This is a genomic window from Variovorax sp. P2_H12 (assembly GCF_056403395.1).
The window spans coordinates 114114-138874 of the sequence record NZ_JBFUFO010000011.1; the positions used below are offsets into that span (position 1 = coordinate 114114).

General features: G+C 64.3%; 23 protein-coding genes and 1 pseudogene. 19 read left to right on the forward strand and 5 right to left on the reverse strand.

Features of this window, described 5'->3' with window-relative positions:
• Nucleotides 1–4: 4 nt before the first annotated feature.
• The 5 genes from AC1DYK_RS10175 (at nt 5) to AC1DYK_RS10195 (ending at nt 6685) form a co-directional block, all read left to right on the forward strand.
• The gene (locus AC1DYK_RS10175; protein WP_478090692.1) at nt 5–622 is read left to right on the forward strand and encodes a TetR/AcrR family transcriptional regulator; all 618 of its coding nucleotides are present in this window, start codon (nt 5–7) and stop codon (nt 620–622) included.
• 85 nt (nt 623–707) lie between these two features.
• On the forward strand, nt 708–1811 hold the full coding sequence (locus tag AC1DYK_RS10180) for an efflux RND transporter periplasmic adaptor subunit (RefSeq protein ID WP_478166167.1): 1104 nt from the start codon (nt 708–710) through the stop codon (nt 1809–1811).
• The gene (locus AC1DYK_RS10185) at nt 1808–4885 is read left to right on the forward strand and encodes an efflux RND transporter permease subunit (protein ID WP_478166168.1); all 3078 of its coding nucleotides are present in this window, start codon (nt 1808–1810) and stop codon (nt 4883–4885) included. Before AC1DYK_RS10180 ends, AC1DYK_RS10185 begins: the two co-directional genes overlap by 4 nt.
• 41 nt (nt 4886–4926) lie before the next feature.
• Nucleotides 4927–5733, forward strand: coding sequence for an oxidoreductase (locus tag AC1DYK_RS10190; RefSeq protein ID WP_478158674.1), 807 nt, complete (start codon nt 4927–4929; stop codon nt 5731–5733).
• Between the two features lie 55 nt (nt 5734–5788).
• Nucleotides 5789–6685: a LysR family transcriptional regulator gene (locus AC1DYK_RS10195; protein WP_478166169.1), complete on the forward strand. Its 897-nt coding sequence runs from the start codon at nt 5789–5791 to the stop codon at nt 6683–6685.
• A gap of 82 nt (nt 6686–6767) precedes the next feature.
• Here AC1DYK_RS10195 and AC1DYK_RS10200 read toward each other — a convergent pair.
• A protein-coding gene (locus AC1DYK_RS10200) for an IS6 family transposase (protein ID WP_478166170.1) occupies nt 6768–7486 on the reverse strand; the annotation gives its coding sequence in 2 pieces (ribosomal slippage) (nt 6768–7082 and nt 7085–7486; 717 coding nt in all).
• A 382-nt stretch (nt 7487–7868) separates the two neighbouring features.
• Complete coding sequence (locus AC1DYK_RS10205; protein WP_478166171.1) at nt 7869–8492, reverse strand: TetR/AcrR family transcriptional regulator; 624 nt, start codon at nt 8490–8492, stop codon at nt 7869–7871.
• Between the two features lie 134 nt (nt 8493–8626).
• Here AC1DYK_RS10205 and AC1DYK_RS10210 point away from each other — a divergent pair, with 134 nt between their 5' ends.
• From AC1DYK_RS10210 to AC1DYK_RS10270, 13 genes are all read left to right on the forward strand, one after another.
• Entirely contained in the window at nt 8627–9709 is a 1083-nt protein-coding gene (locus tag AC1DYK_RS10210; protein ID WP_477650192.1) for an alkene reductase, read from the forward strand.
• 66 nt (nt 9710–9775) lie between these two features.
• The gene (locus tag AC1DYK_RS10215; RefSeq protein ID WP_477650191.1) at nt 9776–10612 is read left to right on the forward strand and encodes an alpha/beta fold hydrolase; all 837 of its coding nucleotides are present in this window, start codon (nt 9776–9778) and stop codon (nt 10610–10612) included.
• 52 nt (nt 10613–10664) lie between these two features.
• A complete protein-coding gene (locus AC1DYK_RS10220; protein WP_478166172.1) occupies nt 10665–11453 on the forward strand; it encodes an SDR family NAD(P)-dependent oxidoreductase in 789 nt (262 codons plus the stop codon).
• A 72-nt stretch (nt 11454–11525) separates the two neighbouring features.
• Nucleotides 11526–12464 carry an alpha/beta fold hydrolase gene (locus tag AC1DYK_RS10225; protein ID WP_478166173.1) on the forward strand — a complete coding sequence of 313 codons (939 nt, stop codon included), beginning with the start codon at nt 11526–11528 and terminating at the stop codon, nt 12462–12464.
• Between the two features lie 162 nt (nt 12465–12626).
• Nucleotides 12627–13370, forward strand: coding sequence for an alpha/beta fold hydrolase (locus AC1DYK_RS10230; protein WP_478166174.1), 744 nt, complete (start codon nt 12627–12629; stop codon nt 13368–13370).
• Between the two features lie 36 nt (nt 13371–13406).
• Nucleotides 13407–13805 carry a helicase gene (locus AC1DYK_RS10235; RefSeq protein WP_478166175.1) on the forward strand — a complete coding sequence of 133 codons (399 nt, stop codon included), beginning with the start codon at nt 13407–13409 and terminating at the stop codon, nt 13803–13805.
• Between the two features lie 7 nt (nt 13806–13812).
• Nucleotides 13813–15078: an NADH:flavin oxidoreductase/NADH oxidase family protein gene (locus AC1DYK_RS10240; protein ID WP_478166176.1), complete on the forward strand. Its 1266-nt coding sequence runs from the start codon at nt 13813–13815 to the stop codon at nt 15076–15078.
• A gap of 29 nt (nt 15079–15107) precedes the next feature.
• Nucleotides 15108–15689 carry a TetR/AcrR family transcriptional regulator gene (locus AC1DYK_RS10245; protein ID WP_478166177.1) on the forward strand — a complete coding sequence of 194 codons (582 nt, stop codon included), beginning with the start codon at nt 15108–15110 and terminating at the stop codon, nt 15687–15689.
• Nucleotides 15690–15766: 77 nt separating this feature from the next.
• Complete coding sequence (gene acuI / locus AC1DYK_RS10250) at nt 15767–16753, forward strand: acrylyl-CoA reductase (NADPH) (RefSeq protein ID WP_478166178.1); 987 nt, start codon at nt 15767–15769, stop codon at nt 16751–16753.
• A 66-nt stretch (nt 16754–16819) separates the two neighbouring features.
• Nucleotides 16820–17728: an alpha/beta fold hydrolase gene (locus AC1DYK_RS10255; RefSeq protein ID WP_478166179.1), complete on the forward strand. Its 909-nt coding sequence runs from the start codon at nt 16820–16822 to the stop codon at nt 17726–17728.
• 63 nt (nt 17729–17791) lie between these two features.
• Nucleotides 17792–18514, forward strand: coding sequence for an SDR family NAD(P)-dependent oxidoreductase (locus AC1DYK_RS10260; RefSeq protein ID WP_478090965.1), 723 nt, complete (start codon nt 17792–17794; stop codon nt 18512–18514).
• A gap of 91 nt (nt 18515–18605) precedes the next feature.
• A complete protein-coding gene (locus AC1DYK_RS10265; RefSeq protein ID WP_478166180.1) occupies nt 18606–19607 on the forward strand; it encodes an NADP-dependent oxidoreductase in 1002 nt (333 codons plus the stop codon).
• Nucleotides 19608–19708: 101 nt separating this feature from the next.
• Nucleotides 19709–20563 carry an SDR family NAD(P)-dependent oxidoreductase gene (locus AC1DYK_RS10270; RefSeq protein ID WP_478166181.1) on the forward strand — a complete coding sequence of 285 codons (855 nt, stop codon included), beginning with the start codon at nt 19709–19711 and terminating at the stop codon, nt 20561–20563.
• Nucleotides 20564–21036: 473 nt separating this feature from the next.
• On the opposite strand, the gene AC1DYK_RS10275 is transcribed toward AC1DYK_RS10270, so the two are convergent.
• The 3 genes and pseudogenes from AC1DYK_RS10275 to AC1DYK_RS10285 all read right to left on the reverse strand — a co-directional run.
• A complete protein-coding gene (locus AC1DYK_RS10275; protein WP_478166182.1) occupies nt 21037–21690 on the reverse strand; it encodes a nucleotidyl transferase AbiEii/AbiGii toxin family protein in 654 nt (217 codons plus the stop codon).
• On the reverse strand, nt 21687–22169 hold the full coding sequence (locus tag AC1DYK_RS10280) for a helix-turn-helix domain-containing protein (protein WP_478166183.1): 483 nt from the start codon (nt 22167–22169) through the stop codon (nt 21687–21689). The genes AC1DYK_RS10275 and AC1DYK_RS10280 overlap by 4 nt, the downstream gene beginning before the upstream one ends.
• A gap of 279 nt (nt 22170–22448) precedes the next feature.
• Nucleotides 22449–22652 (reverse strand): annotated as a pseudogene (locus tag AC1DYK_RS10285) (IS21 family transposase); the annotation flags it as partial.
• A gap of 510 nt (nt 22653–23162) precedes the next feature.
• Here AC1DYK_RS10285 and AC1DYK_RS10290 point away from each other — a divergent pair.
• Nucleotides 23163–24602 (forward strand): ParB/RepB/Spo0J family partition protein, encoded by a 1440-nt coding sequence (locus AC1DYK_RS10290; RefSeq protein ID WP_478166184.1) that lies wholly within the window; start codon nt 23163–23165, stop codon nt 24600–24602.
• The last annotated feature ends 159 nt before the right edge of the window (nt 24603–24761 follow it).

A 24761-nucleotide genomic window follows, 5' to 3' on the forward strand; every position in this document is an offset into this window, starting at 1 on the left:
CGCCATGAGCAATGCAACTTCCTCTTCCCCTGCCACACGGGGGCCGGCAGATCACGATGTGCGCGCGCAGATTGTCCTTGCGGCAACCGAGCACTTCAGCCGGTACGGTTACGAGAAGACCACGGTTTCCGACCTCGCCAAGGCCATCGGCTTCTCCAAGGCATACATCTACAAGTTCTTCGAGTCCAAGCAGGCGATCGGGGAAATGATCTGCTCGAACTGCTTGCGGGAGATCGAAGTGGACATCCGCGCTGCGGTCGATGGCACCGACCGTCCACCCGAGAAACTGCGCCGCATGTTCAAGGCCATCGTTGATTCGGGCCTTCGTCTGTTCTTCCAGGACCGCAAGCTCTACGAGATCGCCATCTCGGCGGCCAGCGAACGCTGGCAGTCGGCCATCGCACACGAAGAGTGCATCCAGCAGTTGCTCGTCGAGGTGCTGAAGCAAGGGCGCGAGTCCGGCGACTTCGAGCGCAAGACACCGATCGACGAGACGGCGGCGGCGATCTATCTGGTCGTTCACCCCTATATCAACCCCCTGATCCTGCGGCACAGCTTCGATCACACCGACCAGGCGCCGGCGCAGCTGTCCGGCCTGGTGCTGCGCAGCTTGTCGCCATAAAAACTAAATATTTCTTGTGACCATTGACTAATATGGTCACTAGTATCAGAATTTGGGTCCTGATCGATTCGTCAATGGGACCCGTATGCTTTCGCGCCGCTTCGCTACATCCGCACTCTTTTGCGCCTTGCCATTCGCGTTGGTCGCCTGCGACGACAAAGCGCCGCCAGATCCGCGCACCCAGACACCGCTGGTGCGCGCTGCCACCGTCCAAGCAGCCGACTCCGCATCGCGCTCTTTCACAGGCACCGTAGCCGCGCGGGTTCAAAGCGACCTGGGCTTCCGTGTCTCAGGAAAAGTGCTGGAGCGCTTCGTGGACGCTGGTCAGACTGTCAAGCGCGGGCAACTGCTCATGCGCATCGACCCGGTCGACCTGAGGTTGGCTGCGCGCGCACAGCAGGAGGCCGTGGCCGCTGCCCGGGCGCGTGCCAAGCAGGCGAGCGACGAAGAACTTCGCTACCGCGACCTGAGAGGCACCGGGGCCATTTCCGCCTCGGCCTACGACCAGATCAAGGCTGCGGCGGATGCCGCTCAAGCCCAGCTCGGTGCGGCCGAAGCACAGTCGGAAGTCGCGCGCAACTCCAACCGCTATTCAGAACTTGCCGCCGATGCGGACGGCACGGTGCTGGAGACGCTGGCCGAGCCCGGCCAGGTGGTCAACGCCGGGCAGCCGGTGGTCCGCTTGGCGCAGGCTGGGCGCAGGGAGGCGGTGGTCCAGTTGCCCGAAACGATGCGCCCTGTCGTCGGCTCGGGCGGGCAGGCCACGCTCTTCGGCAAGGAAGGCGTTGCAGTGGCAGTAAAGCTCAGGCAGCTCTCGGATGCGGCCGACCGGCTCACGCGCACGTTCGAGGCGCGATACGTGCTCGAGGGCGAACTGGCCAACGCGCCCCTGGGTGCCACGGTCACGGTCCACATCGCGGACGGCAGGCCCGCGCGAGAAAGCAGTGCGCAGGTGCCCATCGGCGCCCTGTTCGACACAGGCAAGGCAACGGGCGTGTGGGTCATTGGCGGAGATCCGTCGACGGTGCGCTGGCAGCCGGTGGCTGTCGAGCATCTTGACGACGACCGTGCGCGGGTGACCGGTCAACTCAAACAGGGAGATCGGGTCGTCGCGCTTGGGGCGCACCTGCTGCGCGAAGGCGAGCAGGTGCGTATCGCGACGCCGGCCGCGGGCGGAGCTCGCCCATGAGCGAAGGCCGCTTCAACCTGTCGGCGCTGGCTGTACGCGAACGCTCCATCACGTTGTTCCTGATCTGCCTGGTCTCGCTGGCGGGCTTGGTCGCGTTCTTCAAGCTCGGCCGCGCGGAGGATCCCGCTTTCACCGTCAAGGTGATGACCATCATTACGGCCTGGCCCGGCGCCACGGCGCAGGAGATGCAGGACCAGGTCGCCGAGAAGCTCGAGAAGCGCCTGCAGGAGTTGCGCTACTACGACCGCTCGGAGACCTACACACGCCCCGGCCTGGCGTTCACGACCCTGACATTGCTCGACAGCACCCCGCCAGCGCAGGTGCAGGAAGAGTTCTATCAGGCGCGCAAGAAGGTCGCTGACGAAGCGGGCACCCTCCCCTCCGGCGTGATCGGGCCGATGATCAACGACGAGTACGCCGACGTCACCTTCGCCCTCTTCGCGCTCAAGGCCAAGGGAGAACCGCAGCGCGTGCTGGTGCGCGATGCGGAAACGCTGCGGCAACGGTTGCTGCACGTGCCGGGCGTGAAGAAGGTCAACATCGCCGGGGAGCAGTCGGAACGAATCTATGTCGAGTTCGCGCACGACCGGCTGGCGACGTTGGGCATCGGCCCGCAGGACGTGTTCGCCGCACTCAACAACCAGAACGCGCTGAGCCCGGCTGGGTCGGTGGAAACCAGCGGCCCGCAGGTCTTCATTCGACTGGACGGCGCATTCGACACGCTACAGAAGATCCGCGATACGCCGGTGATCGCGCAAGGCCGTACCTTGAAGCTATCGGACGTTGCCACGGTCAAGCGCGGGTACGAAGACCCGGCCACATTCATGATCCGCAACGGCGGCGAACCTGCCTTGCTGATCGGCGTGGTCATGCGGGAAGGCTGGAACGGCCTCGATCTGGGCAAGGCGCTGGACATGGAGGCCCGTGCCATCAACGCGGAGTTGCCCCTGGGCCTGAGTCTGACCAAGGTCACGGACCAGTCGGTGAACATCAGCGCATCGGTCGACGAGTTCATGATCAAGTTTTTCGCGGCCTTGCTGGTCGTGATGCTGGTGAGCTTTCTAAGCATGGGCTGGCGTGCTGGCCTCGTGGTGGCCGCGGCAGTGCCGCTGACGCTAGCGGTGGTCTTCGTGGTGATGGCCGCGACCGGCAAGAATTTCGACCGGATCACGCTCGGCTCGCTCATCCTCGCGCTCGGCTTGCTGGTGGACGACGCCATCATCGCCATCGAAATGATGGTCGTGAAGATCGAGGAGGGCTACAGCCATGTGGCCGCTTCTGCATACGCCTGGAGCCACACGGCGGCGCCCATGCTATCGGGCACGCTAGTCACGGCCGTCGGCTTCATGCCCAACGGATTCGCGCCGTCGACCGCGGGTGAGTACACCAGCAATATGTTCTGGATCGTCGGAATCGCGCTCATCGCATCCTGGGTGGTCGCCGTGGTGTTCACACCCTACCTGGGCGTCAAGCTGCTGCCGAACTTCAAGAAGATCGAAGGCGGCCACGCCGCGATCTATGACACACCACGCTACAACCGGCTGCGTCGTGTTCTGGCACGCGTCATTGCGCGCAAGTGGCTGGTGGCGGGCGCCGTGGTGGGCCTCTTCATCGTGTCGATTCTCGGCATGGGCGTGGTCAAGAAGCAGTTCTTTCCGATCTCCGACCGGCCCGAAGTGCTCGTCGAAGTGCAGATGCCCTACGGCACTTCGATCACCCAGACCAGCGACGCCACGGCCAAGGTCGAGGCCTGGCTTTCCACGCAGCCGGAGGCACAGATCGTCACGTCATACATAGGACAGGGCGCGCCCCGCTTCTATTTTGCGATGGGGCCCGAACTGCCCGATCCGTCGTTCGCCAAGATCGTGGTGCGCACGGCCAGCCAGGAGGAACGCGAGTCCTTGAAGTACCGGTTGCGTCATGCCATTGCCGACGGCCTCGCGTCCGAGGCGCGGGTGCGCGTGACCCAGCTCGTGTTCGGCCCGTACTCGCCGTTTCCTGTCGCCTACCGTGTCACCGGGCCCGATGCGAACGAGCTGCGCAAGATCGCGGACGAAGTGCGCCAAGTCATGGATGCCAGCCCGATGATGCGCACCGTCAGTACCGACTGGGGCACCCGTACGCCGACATTGCATTTCACCCTGGACCAGGACCGCCTTCAGGCCGTCGGGCTGACCTCCAGCGCGGTGGCGCAACAACTGCAATTCCTGCTGAGCGGCGTGCCGGTGACCACCGTACGTGAGGACATCCGCACGGTGCAGGTGGTGGCCCGTTCCGCCGGCGGAACCCGGCTCGATCCCGCGAAGGTTGTGGACTTCACGCTCGCCGGCGCTGGCGGCCAGCGCATTCCGCTGTCGCAGGTCGGCGAGGTCGAGGTGCGCATGGAAGAACCTGTCATGAGGCGACGCGACCGCATGCCCACGATCACGGTGCAGGGCGACATCGCCGACGGGCTGCAGCCCCCCGACGTGTCGACCGCGATCACCGCGAAGCTGCAGCCCCTGATGCAGAACCTACCGGCCGGCTACCACATCATCCAGGCCGGCTCCATCGAGGAATCGGAGAAGGCGACCAAGGCGATGCTGCCTCTGTTCCCGATCATGCTGGCGATCACGCTATTGATCATCATCTTCCAGGTGCGCTCGATCTCCGCGATGGTCATGGTGTTCCTCACGAGCCCGCTAGGGTTGATCGGCGTCGTACCGACCTTGCTGCTGTTCCAGCAGCCCTTCGGCATCAATGCGCTCGTGGGGCTCATCGCGCTGTCGGGCATCCTGATGCGCAACACGCTGATCCTGCTCGGGCAGATCCACCACAATCAGGAGCAAGGGCTCGACCCGTTCCATGCTGTCGTAGAGGCGACAGTGCAACGTGCCCGCCCTGTGATCCTGACGGCGCTCGCGGCGATCCTTGCGTTCATCCCGCTGACGCACTCGGTGTTCTGGGGGGCGCTCGCCTACACGCTGATCGGCGGGACGTTCGCGGGGACGATCCTGACGCTGGTATTCCTGCCGGCCATGTATGCCATCTGGTTCAGGATCCGGCCCGGCAAGGGCAACCCGGCCACGCATTGATGGCGCTTCCTCACCATTCGTTCAAGACCGAAAGAACCACCATGTCAGTTTCATCAGTTGTCGTCGTAACGGGAGTGTCCTCGGGCATCGGGCGCGTAGCCGCGGAGATGTTCGTCGCGCGGGGCTGCCGCGTGTTCGGCACCGTGCGCGACCTACGCCATGCGCCCGCACTGGCCGGTGTCGAGTTCGTCGAGATCGACGTTCGGGAAGAACGCTCGGTTCAACTCGGCGTCGAATCCGTGATTGACCGTGCCATGCGCATCGACGTGCTGGTCAACAACGCGGGGATGATGATGATGGGTGCGGTCGAGGAGACTTCGACGGCCGAGGCCGTGGCGCTCTTCGACACCAACGTCTTCGGCATGCTCCGCATGACGCGCGCCGTACTCCCTCACATGCGTGCGCATCGTCGTGGGCGAATCGTCAACGTCAGCTCGGTACTCGGCGTATTGCCCGCGCCGTACATGGGGATCTACGCGGCCACCAAGCATGCGGTGGAAGGGCTGTCTGAATCGCTCGATCACGAAGTGCGCCAGTTCGGCATTCGCGCCGCCCTGGTGCAGCCGGCTTTCACGCGGACCAACCTCGACGCCAATGCGCCCCGAGCCAAGACACGGATCGCGGGCTACGACCGCGAACGGGACCTGGTGACAGTCTCGGTGTCCGACAGCGTCAACAATGCGCCCGAACCGCACAGGGTGGCGAGCACCGTCGTCGAAGCGGGCCTCGGCCCGTGGCGCATGCGTTACACCCCCCCCGGGCAAGCGTCGCTTCTAACTAAGTTGCGCCGCTTCCTGCCGTCCGGACCCGTGGATGCGAGCCTGCGAAGAAAACTCGGGCTCGCCTGAGGGCCGGGCGCTCAAGCGTCTTGACGAACATCGCCCATCAAAGACGGAGAACATCGTGGACAGCCTGGACCTCCTGCGCACATTCAGCGAAGTCGCCTCTTCCGGGAGCTTCTCCCGCACCGCCAAGCATCTGTCGCTGTCGAGGGGCACCATCAGCAAGTACATCGCAACCCTCGAACGCCGTTTCGGTGTCAGGCTGCTGAACCGCACCAGCCGTGCGGTCAGCCTGACGGACGCCGGCCACCTGCTTCTCGAAAGAAGCAAGCCGATGCTTGAGCTGGCCGACGTCACGCAAGCCGAACTGCAGAACCGCGCGCGGGTCCCGAGCGGGCGCCTGCGCATCTCGGCGCCGCACGGCATGGACCTGACGGAGTTGCCGGCACTGATCAACGCCTTCCTTGGCCACTACCCCGAAGTCAGCATCAGTCTGGTTCTCACGAACCGAATGGTCGATCTTGCGGAGGATGGCGTCGACATCGCTCTCCGATTCGGGGCTTCGGCCAACGAGAACCTGATCGTCAGAAAGCTGGTGGCAATGGAGCTCAGTGTCTGCGCCGCGCCCATTTACTGGCGCAAGCACGGCGTGCCAGCTCATCCCAGCGACCTCGCTCACCACGTCGCGCTGATCAGTACCCATCTGAATCCTCTGCCGAAGTGGCGGTTCGAAGCAGACGGGCAGCCAGTCGAGGTCGCGGTTCACGGAAGGCTGGATGCAACGGAAGCCGGCCCACTGATCCAGGCCGCACTGCTGGGGGCTGGCGTCGTCTATCTGCCTTCTGTCATGCTCGAACCCTACGTCGAGAGCGGACGACTGGTACCCGTCTTGTCGGACTTCGTGCGCAGCGACATGTGGCTTTCCGCCGTGTACCTGCAGCGTCGACACAGCACGGCGGTGCACCGTGCACTGCTTGATTTTCTTGAAAACCGGTTTAGACCTGCTGGCGCGCGTTAAGGATTGGCGCGCGATGGGTTGACGACGGTTCTGGTGCAAATCTTCCGCGCGGCCGAACAAATTCGTGAGCGCGATGCGCTGATCATGCTGAGAGCACTGCATTCCAGACCGCGGGCGCGGCTTGGCCTTTGACGCGCATCCGGCGGAGACTGAACTGGCCTTTGCGAATGCGATTCAGCAGCTCGACGCCGGCGATCGTCACGGCCGCTCGATCGAAGACCTTGAAGCCGAGCATGGGGTTGATGCGCGACTTCACGCCCCGATGGTCCTGCTCGACCATGTTGTTGAGATACTTGGACGACCGCAGTCGTGTGCGCTTCCAAAGGGTGCTTTGCGCGGACAGTTCCCGCACGGCGCGATGCGAGGCAGCGTAGCCGTCCAGCGTGATGGTCACTGGAGGTCGTTTTGAGTCGCCAGCGCCTTGCAGAAGAACGCCTTGGCCGCCTTGACATCGCGGTTCGCGCTCAAGCGGAAGTCCACGGTCTGGCCGTCTCGATCGACAGCCCTGTAAAGATAGGTCCACTTGCCTCGGATCTTGACGTAGGTCTCATCCACGCGCCACGAGCGACCGGCCTTGCGGGCGAAGCGATTCCTGCGCCTCTCGAACTCAGGCACGAAACGCTGGACCCAGCGCATGATCGTCGTATGGGCCAGGGCAAGGCCGCGCTCGGCCATCATTTCCACGAGGTCACGCAGGCTCAGTTTGTAGCGCAGATACCAGCGGACGCATAGAACGATGATCTCTCGCTCGAAGAGCCGTCCCTTGAACAGATCGTCCATGCTCTGAAGCTTCTTCGCCATCGACCTGCCCGTAGTTCACAAAACGGGTAGCCTATCCCGAGACACAGATTGCACCAGAACCCGCAGCCCGGCTTTCGCAGCAGCGAAGTGCGCATCTGCGGTCATGAGACCGTGGGAACACGCGCTGGGCAGTGCCATCCAGCGCCGTCCGGTCAGGCCAGCGCGGCCAGATTGGCGGCATCAAAGCCTTTCAGTTCCTGCGTGCGCCCTTCGCGAACTCTGTCCGCTCATTGCACGTCTGAAATCAGTACGCGGCTCAGAGCGATCAGATCGAACTCACCGCGCTCCAGCCGTGCTGTCAGGTTGCCCTGCAAGGTCGTGGCCCCCGCACCCTTGGCCATTGGATCTGCTCGACCAGTTGCCGCTCGCTAAAGGCCGAAGATCAACCCGTGCGCCGCTTGCGCACAGGTACGCGCGCTGCCACAGACGGACTCACAGCAAGCCTCAGCGACGCGAGGATCTCGTCGCGGCAAACCTCAAGGATCTCGTCAGCCAGCGGTGAATCGTCCGGACAGGCGCGCGACATGACGATGGCGCCGACCGCGCGCGCCAGTATGTCGAGAGACTTGGCTCTCGCCTTGCCTGAGGCTGCATCGTCCAACGCAAGCCCCTCGCGGCTCAGCGCAGCCAGCAGGCTCTCGATGCCGGTCGCAAACGTGGCCCGGACCGCTTCCGGTTGACGCGCAGCATCCCCGCCCAGCGCAGCCATCGTGCAGCCGCTCGCGCGGGCGTCGCGGTGCTCGCGCGAGAGGTACACATTCACGAACTCCGGAATGTCCACGCCGGCGGTCAGCGCCGCTGTCTGAGCAATGCCGCAGGCTGCCGATTCGGCCACGAGGTCGGCCTTGGAGCGGAACTGCTTGTAGAAGCCGCCGTGGGTGAAGCCAGCAGCAGCCATCAGATCGGCAACACCAATCCCATCGTAGCCACGCTCCCGAAACAGTGTGGACGCCGTCTCGATCACGTGCGCCCGATTGGCCTGCGCCTGTGCCTTGGTGATCTTCATTTCTCGTCGACGGTGGGTTTATGCCTGCTTGAAGGTTTCACTATACATTGATGTCGACCATAATCAAAGTCTTGACATTTTAGATTATGTTCGTCATTATTGATGCTTCTCCCAACACTGGACGCTGAACCAACATGACCGAGAACACGCTCTTCGAACCGTATGCCTTGGGCAGCCTCACGCTCGCCAATCGCATCGTCATGGCCCCGCTCACCCGCAACCGGGCTGGCGCCGGGCTGGTGCCCGGCGAACTGGCCGCGACCTACTATGCCCAGCGCGCTTCGGCCGGCCTGATCATCACGGAAGCCACCCAGATCTCGGCGCAAGCCCAGGGCTACCAGGACACCCCGGGTCTGTATACGGCCGAGCAAATCGCGGGCTGGCGCCAGGTCACGGAAGCCGTGCATGCCAAGGGTGGGCGCATCTTCGTGCAGCTCTGGCATGTGGGCCGCGTTTCGCACGTCGACGTGCAGCCTGGCGGCGCTGCGCCGGTCGCGCCCTCGGCCATCCGCGCGGCGACGAAGACCTTCGTCAACAACGGATTTGCCGATGTGTCCGAGCCACGCGCCCTCGAAATCAGCGAGCTGCCGGGCATCGTCAACGACTTTCGCCAAGCCGCGGCCAACGCCATTGCTGCCGGCTTCGATGGCGTGGAAATCCACGGCGCCAATGGTTACCTCTTGGAGCAGTTCATCAAGGAGGGCGCCAACCAGCGCACGGACGCCTACGGCGACTCCATCGAGAACCGTGCGCGCCTGTTGCTGGAAGTCGTCGGCGCCGTGGTGAAAGAAATCGGTGCCGATCGCACCGGGGTGCGCATCTCTCCCGTGTCACCGGCCAACGGCATCTCCAGCAGCGACCCGCAGGCGCAATACGACTACATCGCCGAGCAACTCAGCGCGCTGGGCATCGTCTACCTGCACGTGGTCGAGGGCGCGACCGGCGGCCCGCGCGATGTCGCCCCGTTCGACTACGACGCGCTGCGCCGCCGGTTCAAGCAGACCTACCTGGCCAACAACGGCTACGACCTGGAATTCGCCACTGCCCGGCTCAACGAGGGCAAGGGGGACCTGTTCGCCTTCGGCCGCCCGTTCATCAGCAACCCCGATCTGGTCGAACGCCTGAAGACCGGCGCACCGTTGGCGCAGCTCAATCCGGCCACGCTCTATGGCGGAGGGGCTGCGGGCTACACGGACTACCCGGCGCTTGCTGACTGAGATCGGGCGATTCACGTGGGACTCGACGGTGGGTCCCCATTGCGGCTTATCTAGAACGAGGTTCACATGACGACTCATATCCATCTCACCGCGCCCACCCAGTTCGTTGACGCGAATGGTGTTCGCTTCGCTTACCGGCGCTTTGGCGCCGAGACCGGCACGCCGCTAGTGTTCCTTCAACATTTCCGTGGCGGCATGGACAACTGGGACCCGCTCGTCACCGACGGCCTGGCGCAGGGCCGCCCGGTCATCCTGGTCAACTATGCCGGCGTGGCCAGTTCTGGCGGAGAGCCGGCCACCACCGTCGATGGCATGGCTGACGGCATCGCAAGTTTCGTGCAGGCTTTGGGCCTGTTGACTGCGGTGGACGTGCTGGGTTTCTCGATCGGCGGCTTCGTCGCCCAGAGCCTCGCGCACCGCCACCCCGAACTCGTGCGGCGGCTGGTGCTGGTGGGCACCGGACCGCGTAACGGCGAGTCCAACCCCAATCCGCGCGTGATGCAGGTCGCGGGCAATCCCGTTCCCACAGAAGAAGACTTCCTGTACCTATTCTTCTCGCCGTCCGAGACCGGTCAAGCTGCTGGCCGCGCGTTCTGGAAGCGACGCACGGAGCGCAAGGACTCAGATCCGGCGTCCTCCGTCGAGGTCCTGAAGGCCCAGTTCGCATCCATCGTCGAGTGGACGCAGCCGCGCGGTGAGCGCTATGCCTACCTCAAGGAGATCAAGCAGCCCACGCTGGTCGTCAACGGTCACGACGACATCATGGTGCCGAGCATCAACTCGTTCACGCTGCAGCAGCACATCCCCAACGCGCAGTTGATCCTGTACCCGGACTCGGGTCACGGCTCGCAATTCCAGTACCCAGAGCTGTTCGTCGCCCACACGGGGCTGTTCCTGGACTAAATCGACACCGCCTCCTGACCGCAGCAACCAACGACCTGCAGAGAAAGAATCCATGAGCACACTGCCCACCGTCCTCATCACCGGCGCCTCCAGCGGCATCGGAGCCACCTACGCCGAGCGCTTCGCCCGCCGGGGCCACGACCTGGCGCTGGTCGCGCGCGACAAGGTGCGACTGGAAGCACTGGCGGCGCGCCTGCGTGATGAGGCCAAGGTCGCCATTGACGTGCTGCAAGCCGATCTCACCCAGCAGGTTGAACTCGCGGTGGTCGAGGCGCGCCTGCGCGACGACGCCCGCATCGGCATCCTGATCAACAACGCCGGCATGGCGCAATCGGGCGGCTTCCTGCAGCAGTCCGCACAGAGCATCGACCAGTTGGTCGCGCTCAACACCACGGCGCTCACCCGATTGGCCGCAGCAGCCGCTCCTCGCTTCGTGCAGTCGGGCACTGGTGCGATCGTCAACATCGGCTCGGTGGTAGGTTTCGCACCCGAGTTTGGCATGTCGATCTACGGCGCCACCAAGGCGTTCGTGCTGTTCTTGTCGCAGGGTCTGAGCCTGGAGCTGGCTGCCAAGGGGGTCTACGTGCAGGCCGTGTTGCCCGCGGCCACCCGCACGGAGATCTGGGGCCGCGCTGGCATCGACGTCAACACGCTCACCGACGTGATGGACGTCGGCGAACTGGTCGATGCGGCCCTCGTCGGTTTCGATCGCCGTGAGCTGGTCACGATCCCGCCGCTGCACGAGGCCGGGCGCTGGGATGCACTGGACGCTGCGCGCCAGGCGCTGCTGTCGGACATCCGGCAAGCCCACGCAGCCGAGCGCTATCAATCGCAACTCTGATTGCGGCCAGTTCCTCACCGATCCCTCACAAATCCAAACGGAGACCTCATGCTTCACCTATCACGAGTCGGCTTGTGCCTGCTCGTACTCTCTGCCATCCTGTTGTCGGTCTGCGCCGCGGCCGACAGACCGCCGGTGGCCTGGGGTGCCCCCACCAAGATCGCCACAGCGCAGAGCACGGTATGGAGGGGGGTGCCGACGCAGCTCATCTCCGCGGGCGGCGTTGACTTCGCCTACCGCGAGCTGGGCCAGAAGAGCGGCGGCACGCCGGTGATCTTCCTCGTCCACCTGGCCGCCGTGTTGGACAACTGGGATCCCCGCGTGGTGGATGGCATCGCCGCGAAACATCACGTTGTCGCGTTCGACAACCGCGGCGTCGGCGCTTCCACCGGCTCGCCGGCCAACACCATCGAACAGATGGCGGACGACGCCATCACCTTCATCAAGGCCAAGGGGTTCAAGCAGGTGGATCTCTTCGGCTTCTCGATGGGCGGGATGATCGCCCAGGAGATCGTGCTCAAGGAGCCGCAACTCGTGCGCAAGCTGATCCTCACGGGGACGGGACCTGCGGGCGGCCCGGGTATCAGCACCGTGGCGGGCGTGTCGAACTACGACTTGTTGCGCGCGACGTTCACCGGCCAGGACCCGAAGCAGTACCTGTTCTTCACGCGCACGCCAAACGGTATCGAGGCCGGGAAGGCCTTCCTGAAGCGCCTGCAGGAGCGCACCGAGAACCGGGACAAGGAGATCGCCGTAGGTGCCTATGTGGCCCAGCTTCAGGCGCTGAGTGCGTGGGGGCAGAAACGCCCGACCGACCTGTCGGTGGTCAAGCAGCCGGTCTTGGTGGCCAATGGTGACGACGACCGGATGGTGCCGACCAGCAATACGTACGACCTGGCTAAGCGCCTGCCGAACAGCGAACTGATCGTCTACCCCGATGCGGGCCACGGGGGCATCTTCCAGTACCACGAGGACTTCGTGCCCAAGGCGCTGGCCTTCCTGGCGAAGTGATTCGGAGCCGGCTTTTCTGCACCGGGCTGCATCTCAACTCTCCCATTCAAGGACACCCCGATGTCTGTCACGCATCTGACCGCACCCACCCAGTTTGTGGAGGTCGGTGGCACTCGATTCGCCTACCGCCGCTGGGGCAACGCCAACACCTCGCAGCCGCCTTTGCTGCTCCTGCAGCACTTCCGTGGCGGCATGGACCACTGGGACCCGTTGATGACGGACGGTCTTGCCGAGGGCCGCGAGGTCATCCTCTACAACGGCCGTGGCATCGCGTCCTCCAGCGGCACCCCTCGCACCCGCATCGAGGACATGGCCGATGACGCGGCGGCAGCCGTTCGCGCACTAGGCTTGCAGCAGATCGACGTCCTGGGCTTCTCGCTCGGTGGCTTCCAGGCGCTGGACCTGACCTGGCGCCATCCGAATCTGGTGCGCAAGCTGATGCTGCTTGGAACCGGCCCGCGGGGCGGCGACCCCGATATGGAACCCAAGGTCTTGACCACGGCGCCACGACCGGTACCGGTGTACGAAGACTTCGAGTACCTGTTCTTCGGCCGGTCCGAGGCCGCCAAACAGGCCGCCCGCGAGTTCTGGGAACGCCGCCACCGGCGCGCCGATCAGGATCCGCCTTCGTCCCACGAAGTGGCCTCTGCGCAGATCGAAGCCAACATGCACTACCTGCCCAAGGTTGCTGAAGACGATCCGTTTGCTTACCTGCGCGGTATCCAGCAGCCGACGTTCATCCTCAACGGCGTGCACGACGTGATGATCCCGACGGTCAATTCTTTTTACATGGCGCGCAACATCCCCAACGCGCAGCTGTTCATCTACCCCGATGCCGGGCACGGCGCGCAGTTCCAGTATCCGCAGCGCTTTCTGCACCACGCCGTGCACTTCCTCGGTGAGTAACGGCAGCCCGGATCCATCGTCCCGAAGCCACCGACCATGCTCAAGTTCAAATTCCTGCTGTGGATGTTCACCCAACTGCTGCAGCGGCAGATCAAGAACAACCCCGACTGCGCACGTTACGTCGCGGGCAAGGAACTGGTGTTCCAGATCCGCACCGACGCGGGTGTCGGCCGCACCTTCGTGATCCGCAATGGCGCCATCCGCTCCGTGGCCGGGCTCGTGGACCAGCCGCGCTTCACCTTCAGCTTCAAGGATGCCGGCAAAGGCTTCTCGATCCTTTCGGCCAAGGACAGTCAGGCCGCTTTCCTGAGAGGCCTGGGCAGCAAGGACTTGACCATCAGCGGCGATTTCCTGGAGGTGATGTGGTTCCAGGGCCTGACGGCATTCCTGCAGCCGCCGAAGGCCGTCTCCCCTTATGACCGCACCACGTTCTGAGCCACCCATGGAAGCCGATCTGTTGAACCAACCCCTTCGACTTCCCAATGGCAGCGTGCTGCGCAACCGGCTCGCCAAGGCGGCCATGAGCGAGGCGCTGGGCACCTACGACAATCGTCCGAACTCCGACCTGGTGCAGTTGTACCGACGCTGGGGCGCCTCGGGCCTGGGACTGATCATGACGGGCAACGTGATGATTGACCGCCGCGCATTGGGCGAGCCTGGCAACGTCGTCATCGAGGACGAGTCGGACTTGGCTGTCCTGCGCCAGTGGACACAAGCTGCGACTGAGCAAGGGGCGGCCATCTGGGCCCAGCTCAACCATCCGGGCAAACAGTCGACCAAGGGGCTGAATGCGTTCAACCTCGCGCCCTCGGCCGTTCCTTTCCGCGAGGACATGGCTGCCTTCTTCGAGACACCACGCGAAGCCACGACGGGCGAGATCGAGGACGTCATCGAACGCTTCGGCCGCAGTGCGGCGATCTGCAAGAAGGCTGGCTTCAGCGGCGTGGAGATCCACGGTGCGCACGGTTACCTGATCAACCAGTTCCTCTCCCCCCACCACAACCGCCGCACCGATGAGTGGGGCGGCAGCCCCCAGAAGCGGCAACGCTTCGTACTCGCCGTCTATGCGGAGATCCGCCGTCAGGTCGGTCCGGAGTTCGCGGTGGGCATCAAGCTCAACTCGGCCGACTTCCAGCACGGAGGCTTTACCGAGGAAGAGTCACTCGAGACGATCCGCGAGTTGGCCGACGCGGGCATCGACCTGGTCGAGATCTCTGGCGGCACCTACGAGGCACCCGCCATGAGCGGTGCGATGCAGGAAGCTAAGAAGGCTTCCACCGTGGCCCGCGAAGCCTACTTCCTCGAGTTTGCCGGCAAGGTGCGCGCCGCCGTGAAGGTGCCGCTGATGGTCACGGGCGGCTTTCGCACGGCCGCCGGCATGAACGCGGCCCTGCGCTCCGGCGCGCTCGATCTCGTGGGCCTCGCGCGACTGCTGGCGATCGACCCCGACGCGCCAGCCGCCCTGCTCCAATCGCGGGACAGCCTCCAGCAGGTGCGCCCCATCAGCACCGGCATCAAGGCGGTCGATCGCATGGGGATCATGGAGGTGCTCTGGTACACGCGCCAGCTCAAGCGCATTGCAAGAGGCAAGGCGCCACGTTCCGACGAAGGTGGGCTGCCGGCATTCCTGAAGTCCGCGCTCAACAACGGCTGGGGCACCTTTCGCACGCGGCGCCTGCGGGTGCGTACTTTAGTGCCAAGGGATTGAGATCAGAACTCATCGCTGGTGAGCGCCATATGAAACGATCCACAATCCGATCCAAGGAAGCCACACACGAGCGCATCGTCGAAGCTGGCGCACGCGCGATCCGCCGCTGTGGCTATGACGGCATCGGCATTGCCGACATCATGAAGCAGGCCGGCCTCACCCACGGCGGGTTCTATGCGCATTTCGCCTCGCGCGAGGCCATGCTGGCCGAATTGGCGGATCGCGCAGGTGCCGAGGCCATCGCCACCTTCTTGCGCATCACGGCCGCAGTGCCTGCCGAGCGATCCTCGCAGGCACTGGTCCGCGCGTATCTGTCAGAAGATCATGTGAAGAACCCGGAGGTCGGCTGCCCGGTCGCCGCCCTGGGAACGGAGATGCCACGTCAGGCGCCGGCGGTGCGGCGCGCAATCACGCGCCGCATCAAAGACATGATCGACGTCGTTTCCCGCCAATCGGCCGACCGGGGCCAGCCCGGTGCGCACGAGCGCGCCCTGGCGACTGCCGCCACGATGATTGGGGCGGTGGTACTGGCGCGCGCGGTCGACGAAGAACCTCTGTCCGAATCGGTGCTGGAGGCGGCGCGAAAGCATCTCGCCCCTGGGGAGGATTGAGTTTGCATCCGCCCTTTTTTTGCGCGTCAGCATGATGCTCAACATATGAAACCCCTAACCTCAAAGGAGAAGTGAACATGACCTTCAAGGCGCTGCTGGCCACCAAGACCGGCGAAGTGATTTCCACGGCCTTGGTCGACTTCAACGAAGCCGACCTCATGCCGGGCGACGTCACCGTCGCGATCGACTATTCGACGGTGAACTACAAGGACGCGATGGCTGTCAGCGGCCGGTCACCGGTCATTCGCCAGTTTCCGCTGATTCCGGGCATCGACTTTGCCGGTACTGTCGAGACCTCGACCTACCCCGGCATCGTGGCCGGCGACCGCGTGCTGGCCAACGGCTGGGGGCTGAGCCAGACCCACCACGGCGGCTTCGCCCAGAAGGCGCGGGTGAGCGGCGACTGGCTGGTCAAGATCCCGGAGGTCTTTTCGAGCCGGGATGCCATGGCCATCGGCACGGCTGGGTACACCGCGATGCTGTCCGTGCTGGCGCTGGAACATGGCGGCCTAACGCCGGAGCGCGGCGACATCCTGGTGACCGGCGCTAACGGCGGCGCCGGCTCGGTGGCGATCGCCCTGCTCTCCAAGCTCGGCTATCGGGTGATCGCGTCCACTGGTCGTCTCGAGGAAGCCGATTACCTACGCGCTCTTGGTGCGGCTGACATCATCGACCGCCACACCCTGAGCGAACCCGGCGCACCGATCTCCAAGGAGCGCTGGGCCGGAGCCATTGATTCGGTCGGTAGCCATACGCTGGCCAACGTGCTGGCGCAGACCCAGTATCGCGGGGTGGTCGCGGCTTTCGGTCTGGCCCAGGGCGCGGATCTGCCTGCTTCGGTCCTACCCTTCATCCTGCGCAACGTCACCCTTGCCGGCATCGACTCGGTCAATGCGCCGCAGCACGTGCGCCTACAGGCCTGGTCACGGCTGGCCAGCGATCTGGAACTGGACAAGCTCGCACGCACGACCCAGGTAATCGGCCTGGCCGAAGTGACTGGCATCGCCGACCGGGTACTCGCCGGAAAAGTCCAGGGGCGCACCATCGTCGATGTGAACGGGTAACCATCAGTTCGGCGGCCATGCGCTCCTCATGATTTTTCGCTCCGCATAAGACACATGGAATAGACAATGACCAACGCCGACAAACAACGGGGGGCGGGCAGCTTTTACGCCAACGCCCCCACCCGATCGATCAACGTCGAGGGGACGGTGTTCGCATACCGTGACCTGGGGCCGCGCGATGGCGTGCCACTGATCCTGCTCAACCACTGGGGCGCGGTACTGGACAACTTCGACCCGCGGATCGTTGATGGCCTTGCCCGCAGGCATCGCGTCATCGCCACCGACTACCGGGGCATCGGCGCATCAGGCGGAACCGCGCCCGTGACCATCGATGCCATGGCGCGTGATGCCATCGCGCTGGTCCACGCGCTCGGCTTCAAGAAAATTGATCTGCTCGGCTTCTCCCTCGGAGGCTTCGTGGCGCAGGACATCACGTTGAAAGCCCCTGACCTGGTGCGCCGACTCATCCTGACCGGCACGGGGCCCGCAGGCGGCAAGGGCATTGACGAGGTCGGGGCGATCTCCTGGCCGCTGATGATCAAGGGCTTGCTGACGCTTCGGGATCCGAAGACTTACCTGTTCTTCACGTCCTCACCCAATGGTCGCCAAGCCGCGAAGGCCTTCCTGGAGCGACTGAAAGAGCGCAAGGCGGATCGGGACAAGGGGCCGACGCCCAGCGCCTTCTTGCGACAGTTGAAAGCAATCAAGGCCTGGGGCCGGCAGGCACCCCAGGATCTGGGCAGCATCCGCATTCCGGTGCTGATCGCCAATGGCGACAACGACATCATGGTGCCCACCGTGAACAGCAACGACATGGCGCGCCGCATTGCGGGATCGAAACTGATCATCTACGAAGACGCCGGGCATGGCGGGATCTTCCAGTACCACAGCGCGTTCGTTCCAGAGGCGCTGTCCCTTCTCAATGCTGAAGCGATCCAATACAACGCATCAGTTCAAGGCACGCTTGTGCGATGACGCAAGCACGGCCACTTTCATCAACAGAATGGAGACGAAGAAATGAATCAGCCAACTGCAGTCGTGTTCGGCGTGGGATCGGTGCGCGGCGTCGGCGGTGCCGTCTGCAAGCGCTTCGCGCGCGAGGGGTACCACGTCATCGTGGCAGGGCGTACCTCGGCCAAGATCGAGGCGGTGGTTGCCGAGATCACCGCGTCGGGCGTTGGCAGTGCCGAAGCGCTTCGGACGGACGTGACCGACGAAGCACAGGTGATCGCCGCGTTCGACCGCGCGATGAACCCGGGGCCGGGTCGCGCGCCAGCGGATGTCGTCGTCTCCAACGCGGGCAACAACGCCGTCATCGATTTCACGCAGTTGACCGCTGCGCAGTTCGAGGATTTCTGGCGCGTCGGCTGCTACTCCGGCTTCCTGGTCGGTCGCGAGGCCGCACGCCGGCTCGTTCCATTGGGGCGCGGCACGGTGATCTTTACGGGCGCCTCCGGCAGCCTGCGCGGCAAGCCCGGCTACGCCCACTTCGCAGCCGCCAAGGCGGGGCTGCGCATGATCGCGCAAAGCATGGCTCGCGAGTACGGTCCGAAGGGGATCCACGTCGCGCATGTCGTCATCGACGGTGGCATCCTCGGCGACCGGCTTCAGAGCGCCTTTCCAGCAAGGGTGGAGCGTGCCGGTGCGGAAGGACTCCTCGGCTATGACGCCATCGCCGAGAACTACTGGATGCTGCACCGGCAGCCGACATCGGCGTGGACGCAGGAGCTTGACCTGCGGCCGTTCAAGGAGAACTGGTAACACTGTCGACTCGAGCGCCAAGGCTCAAGAGTTCACCCTGCGGGCAGCCCCCGAAACCCATCATTCAACAACTCTGGAGAACAGCGCTCTCATGAAAGCATTCATCATCGACCGCTATGGAAAGAAAGAAGCTGGCCGCATCGGCGAAATGCCCGAACCGGAGGTGCGGGACGATGACGTTCTGATCCAGATCCACGCGGCGAGCGTCAATGCTCTGGACACGAAGATCAAGAGCGGCGAATTCAAACTGATTCTTCCCTACCGCCTCCCCCTTATTCTGGGCAACGACGTAGCCGGTACAGTCGTGCGGGTCGGCGCTCGCGTTCGCAGCTTCAAGCCCGGCGACGAGGTCTATGCGCGCCCCGACGATGATCGCATCGGCACCTTCGCCGAGTTCATTGCCGTCAAGGAATCGTCGCTGGCGCTGAAGCCCAGGAATCTCAGCATGCTTGAGGCCGCCTCCCTTCCCCTGGTGGCGCTGACCGCCTGGCAGACGCTGGTGGAAACCGCCAAGCTGAAAAAGGGGCAGAAGGTGCTGATCCCTGCCGGCTCCGGTGGCGTCGGCACCATCGCCATCCAGCTGGCCAAGCATCTCGGGGCGTTCGTGGCCACGACCACCAGTACGGCCAACATCGACTGGGTGAAGGCATTGGGCGCGGACGTCGTCATCGACTACAAGCAGCAGGACTTCGCCACCGTGCTTCGTGACTACGACGTGGTGCTGAACAGCCTCGGCAACGACGAGCTGAAGAAGTCCCTGCAGATTCTCAAGCCGGGCGGGCATCTCATCTCCATCTCCGGGCCACCCACCCCGGCGTTCGCAGCTGCGCGAGGACTGGCTTGGCCGCTCCAACAGGTGCTGCGCCTGCTGAGTTTCGGCATCAGGAACAAGGCAAAGAAGATCGGAGGCCAATACACCTTCGTCTTCATGCGAGCCGATGGGGCGCAGTTGCGCGAGATCACGTCCCTCATCGAATCAGGCGCCATCCGCCCCATCGTCGACAAAGTATTCCCGTTTCAGGACACCCACAAAGCGTTGGCCTACGTAGACGGTGGACGCGCAAAGGGCAAGGTCGTGGTGCAAATGATGTAGCTGCCGCGCATGCCTCCGCCAGCGTCTTCGATCAAGCCCTTTTTCAGGCTGGTCACGCCATCGTATGGCCGACGCGCGCACCTCGCAGGCCTTGGAGTTCCTTGGCCGATCTACACGACAAGGAGAACGATTTGAGTACACACACAACCGGCAACATTGGCAAGCGCGCGCTGGTGACCGGCGCAGCCAGCGGCATTGGCGCGGCCATCGCGCGTGAGCTCGCGGCGCTCGGCGTTGATCTCGTGCTGACGGCGCGGCGCCGCGACGCACTCGATGCGGTCGCCGCAAGCTGCAAGGGCGTGAAGGTCGAGATCGTCATCGCAGATTTGGGTAAGCCCGATGCCGCGCGCACGCTGTGGGACGCCGCGACCGCCAGCGGCCCGATCGACATCCTGATCAACAACGCCGGGTTCGGCTACTTCCGCCGGTTCGACGAGGTCGACTGGGCGCGCGACGCGGAGCTGGTCCAACTCAACATGACCTCGCTCGTCGCGCTCGCGCGGTGCTTCGTCGACGCGCGCAAGGCAGGCACCAGACCCGCGCACATGGTGAACATCGCGTCTACCGGCGCGTACCAGTCCGTGCCGAACATGGCGCTGTACGCCGCGTCGAAGGCTTTCGTCCGCAACTTCAGCGAGGGCCTGCACGACGAGCACCGCGGCACGCCGCTGTCGGTGACCTGCATCTGCCCTGGCGGCACCGAAACCGCGTTCCACGCCGCGTCCGGAGGTGGCGACTACTCGTGGATCGCGAACGCGTCGACGAAAAGCGCGGAGTTCGTGGCGCACGCCGCGATCCGCGCGATGCTGCGCGGCAAGCGCACGGTGGTGCCCGGCCTGTTCAACAAGCTGTCGTGCTTCGGCGTGCGTTTCTTGACGCGGCGGTTCGCGTCGCGGGTTGCGTCTCAAGTGCTCGGCAAGCCGCGGTTGACGCTGCCGGCGCGAAGAGTGACTTGAGAGAAGCAGGCAACTAACAAAGTGAGCGGATCGCCTGAGGCAAGGCAGTCACGGCGTTCGTCGGGCCCATCAGAAGAAGCCAGAAATGCGACATTTCAACTTCGCTGGCGCTGCGACATTTGAAAGCAGCGTTGACAACGCATCGCCTTCGGATCGCATTGGCGAACGGACTGCGCCACTTCATTCGAATTTCACCGGATTGATGTTGAATTCGGCAGCCATGGAGATGCCCGGCGAGAAGGCTGCCTCGGTCGCGTTTTGCGGGCGATGTGCCCGAGCACCATCCGCTTTCGATCAACCGCTTCGCCGCGCTCCATGCGCGGGTCAACCGGCGCCTCCTCAGGAGCAATCGGCCGCTTCGCAACGAACAGGTCGTGCGCATCGCCCGCGAGGGCTGGCCCGATGCTTCCCCACTTTCTTCGATGGGCGCAGACCTGGATTCTGCTTTCGGCCGGAGATTGATCTTTCGGTAGTCACAACCCGCGCAGGTATTCGGTGGCCACCGTCACGCAGTGCTCGAAGCTCGGGGTGTATTCCAGCGTGGCGATGGCATCGAATCCGGCGCGCAGGCTGGGATGTGGATCCTGAATCTGCGCCAGGAAGGCTTGCCGGTGGCGCAGCAGGAACGATCTGGCATGCGCCAGTTCCTGCGGCTCGCGTTCGGCCACTAAGGCCAGGTCGAACAGGTCCCGCGCCGTAGCGCGGTCGCCACGGTGGTACATCTTCTTCGCAATGATCTCGGCAGCCGTCTCCACCTTGACGATGCGGCCACCAATGTCCCATTCCTCCCAAGCATCGTCCAACAGATTGGGGGCGGCCACGAAATCGATCTCACCTTCCTCGAACTGGAGCTTGACGAAAGAGCCCGCCATTTCAACGTAGTCGGCCGTCAAGTCCCCCGCCGCATCGCTCAGCCTCGGCGTGACAAAGCCGAGGTACTGGGGATCCGGGACGAAGATGTCGATGTCCTTGCTTAGGCGGTGCCGGTAGCGAAACATCAGCACGGTGCCGCCACCGAACGTCCAGAACGGGTCGCTGAGCCCGCCGTGCCTGCTGATCTCGTCGATCAGCACCAGCGCCCGGGGAAATAGTGCCTCCCAGGCCCCACCGGGCAACTGCACCTTCATGCCCACAGTCCCTGGCGGTGCACGGACAGTGCCTTGGCGAGCTTCGCCACGTTGCGCCATACCTGCCGTGGCGACACATGCGCCCTTGAAGCCGCTTCCTCCACCGCCATCACGACGATCGGCACCGGGGCCTCGTCGAGCAGATGGGTCAAGTGCGCGGCGAATGGCGTGGGAACGGCACCGCTGGCTAAGGCCTGGCCCAGCGTTTCAGGAGCCAGCTCGCGCGCGTAGCTGACGCTCGCCGTCTTGGCCGCCATCCACAGACCGCGCTTCTTGTCGCGGGCCTGCGTGGATGGCTCAGGCGTGTCCAGGCCCAGGACCGCCAACACCTGCGCGACCCGGTTGACGCCGAGATCGTTCAAGGTCCCGTTCTCCAGTCCCACCAGCGTCTGGCGCGACAGGCCGCTCAGGTGCGCGAGCTGCACCTGCGACAAGCCCAGGTCCATGCGCCGGATCCGGACTGCATGGCCGATATCCATCAGGTTCATGGTAGGTCAACAGTTCAAAATATGTCTGATATTTTGGGCATTCTAGACGTTTCACACGTCAGCGCCAAGCCGCTCGCCGACTGCGCAAACCGCCACTGAAAACCGACGGGGCGCGCCGGCGCTGCCGGAGGCAAGTGCGGACCGATCGCTCCGCCGGACCCTTCCTGTCCATGCTGAAACCGCATCCTGGCTCCTGCCAACGCACGCCTGTCGAGGCGTTCCCGAGCAACCTCGGGCGTCGCAGTCGAGACCCGCCTCGCCGTCTCCGCAGCCGCCGGCTGCTCTTTCGCCTCGCGCATGCAGCTGGGCCCAGACTTCCTGGCTGGACCACACGAAACGCCGGAAGGTGCGCCGGGAATAGCGCAACGTGACCACGAACAGGCGCGGCTTGCGGAAGCGCTCGGTGCCCTTCACGCGCGTGGGCGCGCCCTCGCCGTAGTCGACCTGCATCGCCTCGCCGGGTTGGAACGACATCGGGGCTGAACACAGAGGGCGTCTCCCGTTCCGGGACCAGGCTGTCGTGCTTCGCATCGAGCCACCTTCGGTGTCTCCTCCCTTCGGGCTTCCATCCTTGACGCTTGCGCGCCTGCGGCGCTGCGTCCTCCGGTCGCCCTGCGCGCTGCGCTTGCCCTGGCCAGGCGGCCCGTGGCCGCGTAGGCGCTCGGCGCGCGCCGGCTTCGAGGGCGCGTGGCGGTTCTGCCGTGCTCTCCGTTCCCCTGAGTTCGTCGCTTCTTCCGGGGACTCTGCGTCCGCTCGGCCCGGGGACCGGGCTCTCGCCCTGCAAGGGGGTGTTCATAACGCTGTCGCGTTACGAAGTCTTCCCCCTTGCTCCCCTGTCCGATCCGCCGCGCCGTTCCCCGGGCGACGAACTCAGGGAAACGGCGGCGAGATCCGGGAGCCAGCCACTCGCCCTCGAACCCATCAATCGATGGGCTCGAAATCTAGGGACCCGGTAGCTTTTTTAACCACCAAAAGGAATTTCATATGACCGATACCGAAACGATCGTGGATGCAACTGCACAGACCCGTGATGCCGCTTCAGCTTCCGCAGGCCGCGATGTGACCATCCCGCTGAGCCAGCTGTTTCATTCTCCTGCCAACGTGCGCAAGCAACGCAGCGACCAAGGCCTCGCAGAGTTGGCGGCGCTGATCAAGTCGCAGGGCTTGCTTCAACGACTGTCCGTCACTGCGGTCGGCGATGGCCGCTTCGCCGTGGACGCGGGCGGTCGGCGGTTGGCCGCATGTCTTTCCCTGGCAGCAGAGGGTTACTTCGCCGAGGACCAAGGCATCGACTGCCGACTGTACGAGTCCGAGCGTGCCGTCGCAATCTCGATGGCAGAGAACTCGGGTCGGCTGAACATGCATCCTGCCGACGAGTTCGAGGCCTTCGCACGGCTGATCGCGGAGGGCCGCACGGAAAAGCAGGTGGCCGATCAGTTCGGCGTGTCTGTTCTGACGGTGCAGCGGCGCATGAAGCTCGCGAACCTCGCACCGCGTTTCATCCAGTTGTTCCGCGACGGCCAGGCGGATATGGATCAGTTGAAGGTCTTGTGCCTGGTGGATGACCATGCGCTGCAGATCGCCGCGTGGGATTCGCTGCATGAGTACAACCGCTCGGCGTACATGCTCAGGCAGGCGCTTGTGAACGACGACGAAGTTCAAGGGGACAGTGCACTCGCGAGGTTTGTCGGCATCGAGGCCTACGAGGCTGCGGGCGGGATCGTCCGCCGCGACCTGTTCTCCGTGTCTACCGATGAATGCTGGTTGCAGTATGGCGCCTTGGTTCACCAACTGGCAGTGGCCCGTCTGGATGAGGCGGCAGAGGTGGAGCGGGCAGCGGGCTGGTCCTGGGTAGAGGCACATCTGCGGGTGGACTACGCGACGATGAACAGCTTCGATCGTGAACGGCCGAAAGCTCGCAAGATGACCGACGAGCAAGCGCAGGGGATGGAGGTATGGAAGGCCCTGGCCGAGGACGCCCGCGCGGCGATCGCCGCCTTGAATCGCGAGTGGGACACAGTCGAAGAGGACAGCGAGGAACGGGAGACGTTCGCAGTGCGAATCGAGCAGGCCGAGGCCGACGCCGAGCAGATTCGAGAGAGCATCTCGCTGCTGCACGCCTCGCTGGCCGAATGGAGTACCAAGCAGCTTGCCTCTTGCGGCGTCATCGTCACGATGTCTCACGATGGGCGCATCGAGGTGACGCGCGGGCTGATGCGCGCGCAGGACAAGAAGGCGCTCGTGGCGGAGTTGAAGAAGGCGGGCAAGCCGGTGCCGGCGCACCTGCAAAGTCGCTCGGCGGTGAAGGGCGAGCGCGGCGAGTTCTCCGAGCGCTTGATGCTTGACCTGACGGCCCATCGGACGGCAGCGCTTCAAGCCGCGTTGACGGACAACGCGCATGTGGCGTTGGCGTTGGTGGGGTGACCGTATTTTTGGTGCAGATTGATACTACAAGGGCTCCCCTGGAATGCAAGCAATGTTCGGCCTTACAGCCTCTCGCGTATTGAGGGTCGTTGGCCTGCTGATTGGTCATGCCGCCGGATCTGCGGGGCGACATCTGTGGCGAGACAAGGATGCGGACTG

What these genes read in the sequence shown, in the direction of transcription:
- AC1DYK_RS10175 (WP_478090692.1), top strand. Translation starts at nt 5, where the DNA reads ATGAGCAATGCAACTTCCTCTTCCCCTGCCACACGGGGGCCGGCAGAT.
- AC1DYK_RS10180 (WP_478166167.1), top strand. Translation starts at nt 708, where the DNA reads ATGCTTTCGCGCCGCTTCGCTACATCCGCACTCTTTTGCGCCTTGCCA.
- AC1DYK_RS10185 (WP_478166168.1), top strand. Translation starts at nt 1,808, where the DNA reads ATGAGCGAAGGCCGCTTCAACCTGTCGGCGCTGGCTGTACGCGAACGC.
- AC1DYK_RS10190 (WP_478158674.1), top strand. Translation starts at nt 4,927, where the DNA reads ATGTCAGTTTCATCAGTTGTCGTCGTAACGGGAGTGTCCTCGGGCATC.
- AC1DYK_RS10205 (WP_478166171.1), bottom strand. Translation starts at nt 8,492, where the DNA reads ATGAAGATCACCAAGGCACAGGCGCAGGCCAATCGGGCGCACGTGATC.
- AC1DYK_RS10210 (WP_477650192.1), top strand. Translation starts at nt 8,627, where the DNA reads ATGACCGAGAACACGCTCTTCGAACCGTATGCCTTGGGCAGCCTCACG.
- AC1DYK_RS10215 (WP_477650191.1), top strand. Translation starts at nt 9,776, where the DNA reads ATGACGACTCATATCCATCTCACCGCGCCCACCCAGTTCGTTGACGCG.
- AC1DYK_RS10220 (WP_478166172.1), top strand. Translation starts at nt 10,665, where the DNA reads ATGAGCACACTGCCCACCGTCCTCATCACCGGCGCCTCCAGCGGCATC.
- AC1DYK_RS10235 (WP_478166175.1), top strand. Translation starts at nt 13,407, where the DNA reads ATGCTCAAGTTCAAATTCCTGCTGTGGATGTTCACCCAACTGCTGCAG.
- AC1DYK_RS10240 (WP_478166176.1), top strand. Translation starts at nt 13,813, where the DNA reads ATGGAAGCCGATCTGTTGAACCAACCCCTTCGACTTCCCAATGGCAGC.
- AC1DYK_RS10245 (WP_478166177.1), top strand. Translation starts at nt 15,108, where the DNA reads ATGAAACGATCCACAATCCGATCCAAGGAAGCCACACACGAGCGCATC.
- acuI (WP_478166178.1), top strand. Translation starts at nt 15,767, where the DNA reads ATGACCTTCAAGGCGCTGCTGGCCACCAAGACCGGCGAAGTGATTTCC.
- AC1DYK_RS10255 (WP_478166179.1), top strand. Translation starts at nt 16,820, where the DNA reads ATGACCAACGCCGACAAACAACGGGGGGCGGGCAGCTTTTACGCCAAC.
- AC1DYK_RS10265 (WP_478166180.1), top strand. Translation starts at nt 18,606, where the DNA reads ATGAAAGCATTCATCATCGACCGCTATGGAAAGAAAGAAGCTGGCCGC.
- AC1DYK_RS10275 (WP_478166182.1), bottom strand. Translation starts at nt 21,690, where the DNA reads ATGAAGGTGCAGTTGCCCGGTGGGGCCTGGGAGGCACTATTTCCCCGG.
- AC1DYK_RS10280 (WP_478166183.1), bottom strand. Translation starts at nt 22,169, where the DNA reads ATGGATATCGGCCATGCAGTCCGGATCCGGCGCATGGACCTGGGCTTG.
- AC1DYK_RS10290 (WP_478166184.1), top strand. Translation starts at nt 23,163, where the DNA reads ATGACCGATACCGAAACGATCGTGGATGCAACTGCACAGACCCGTGAT.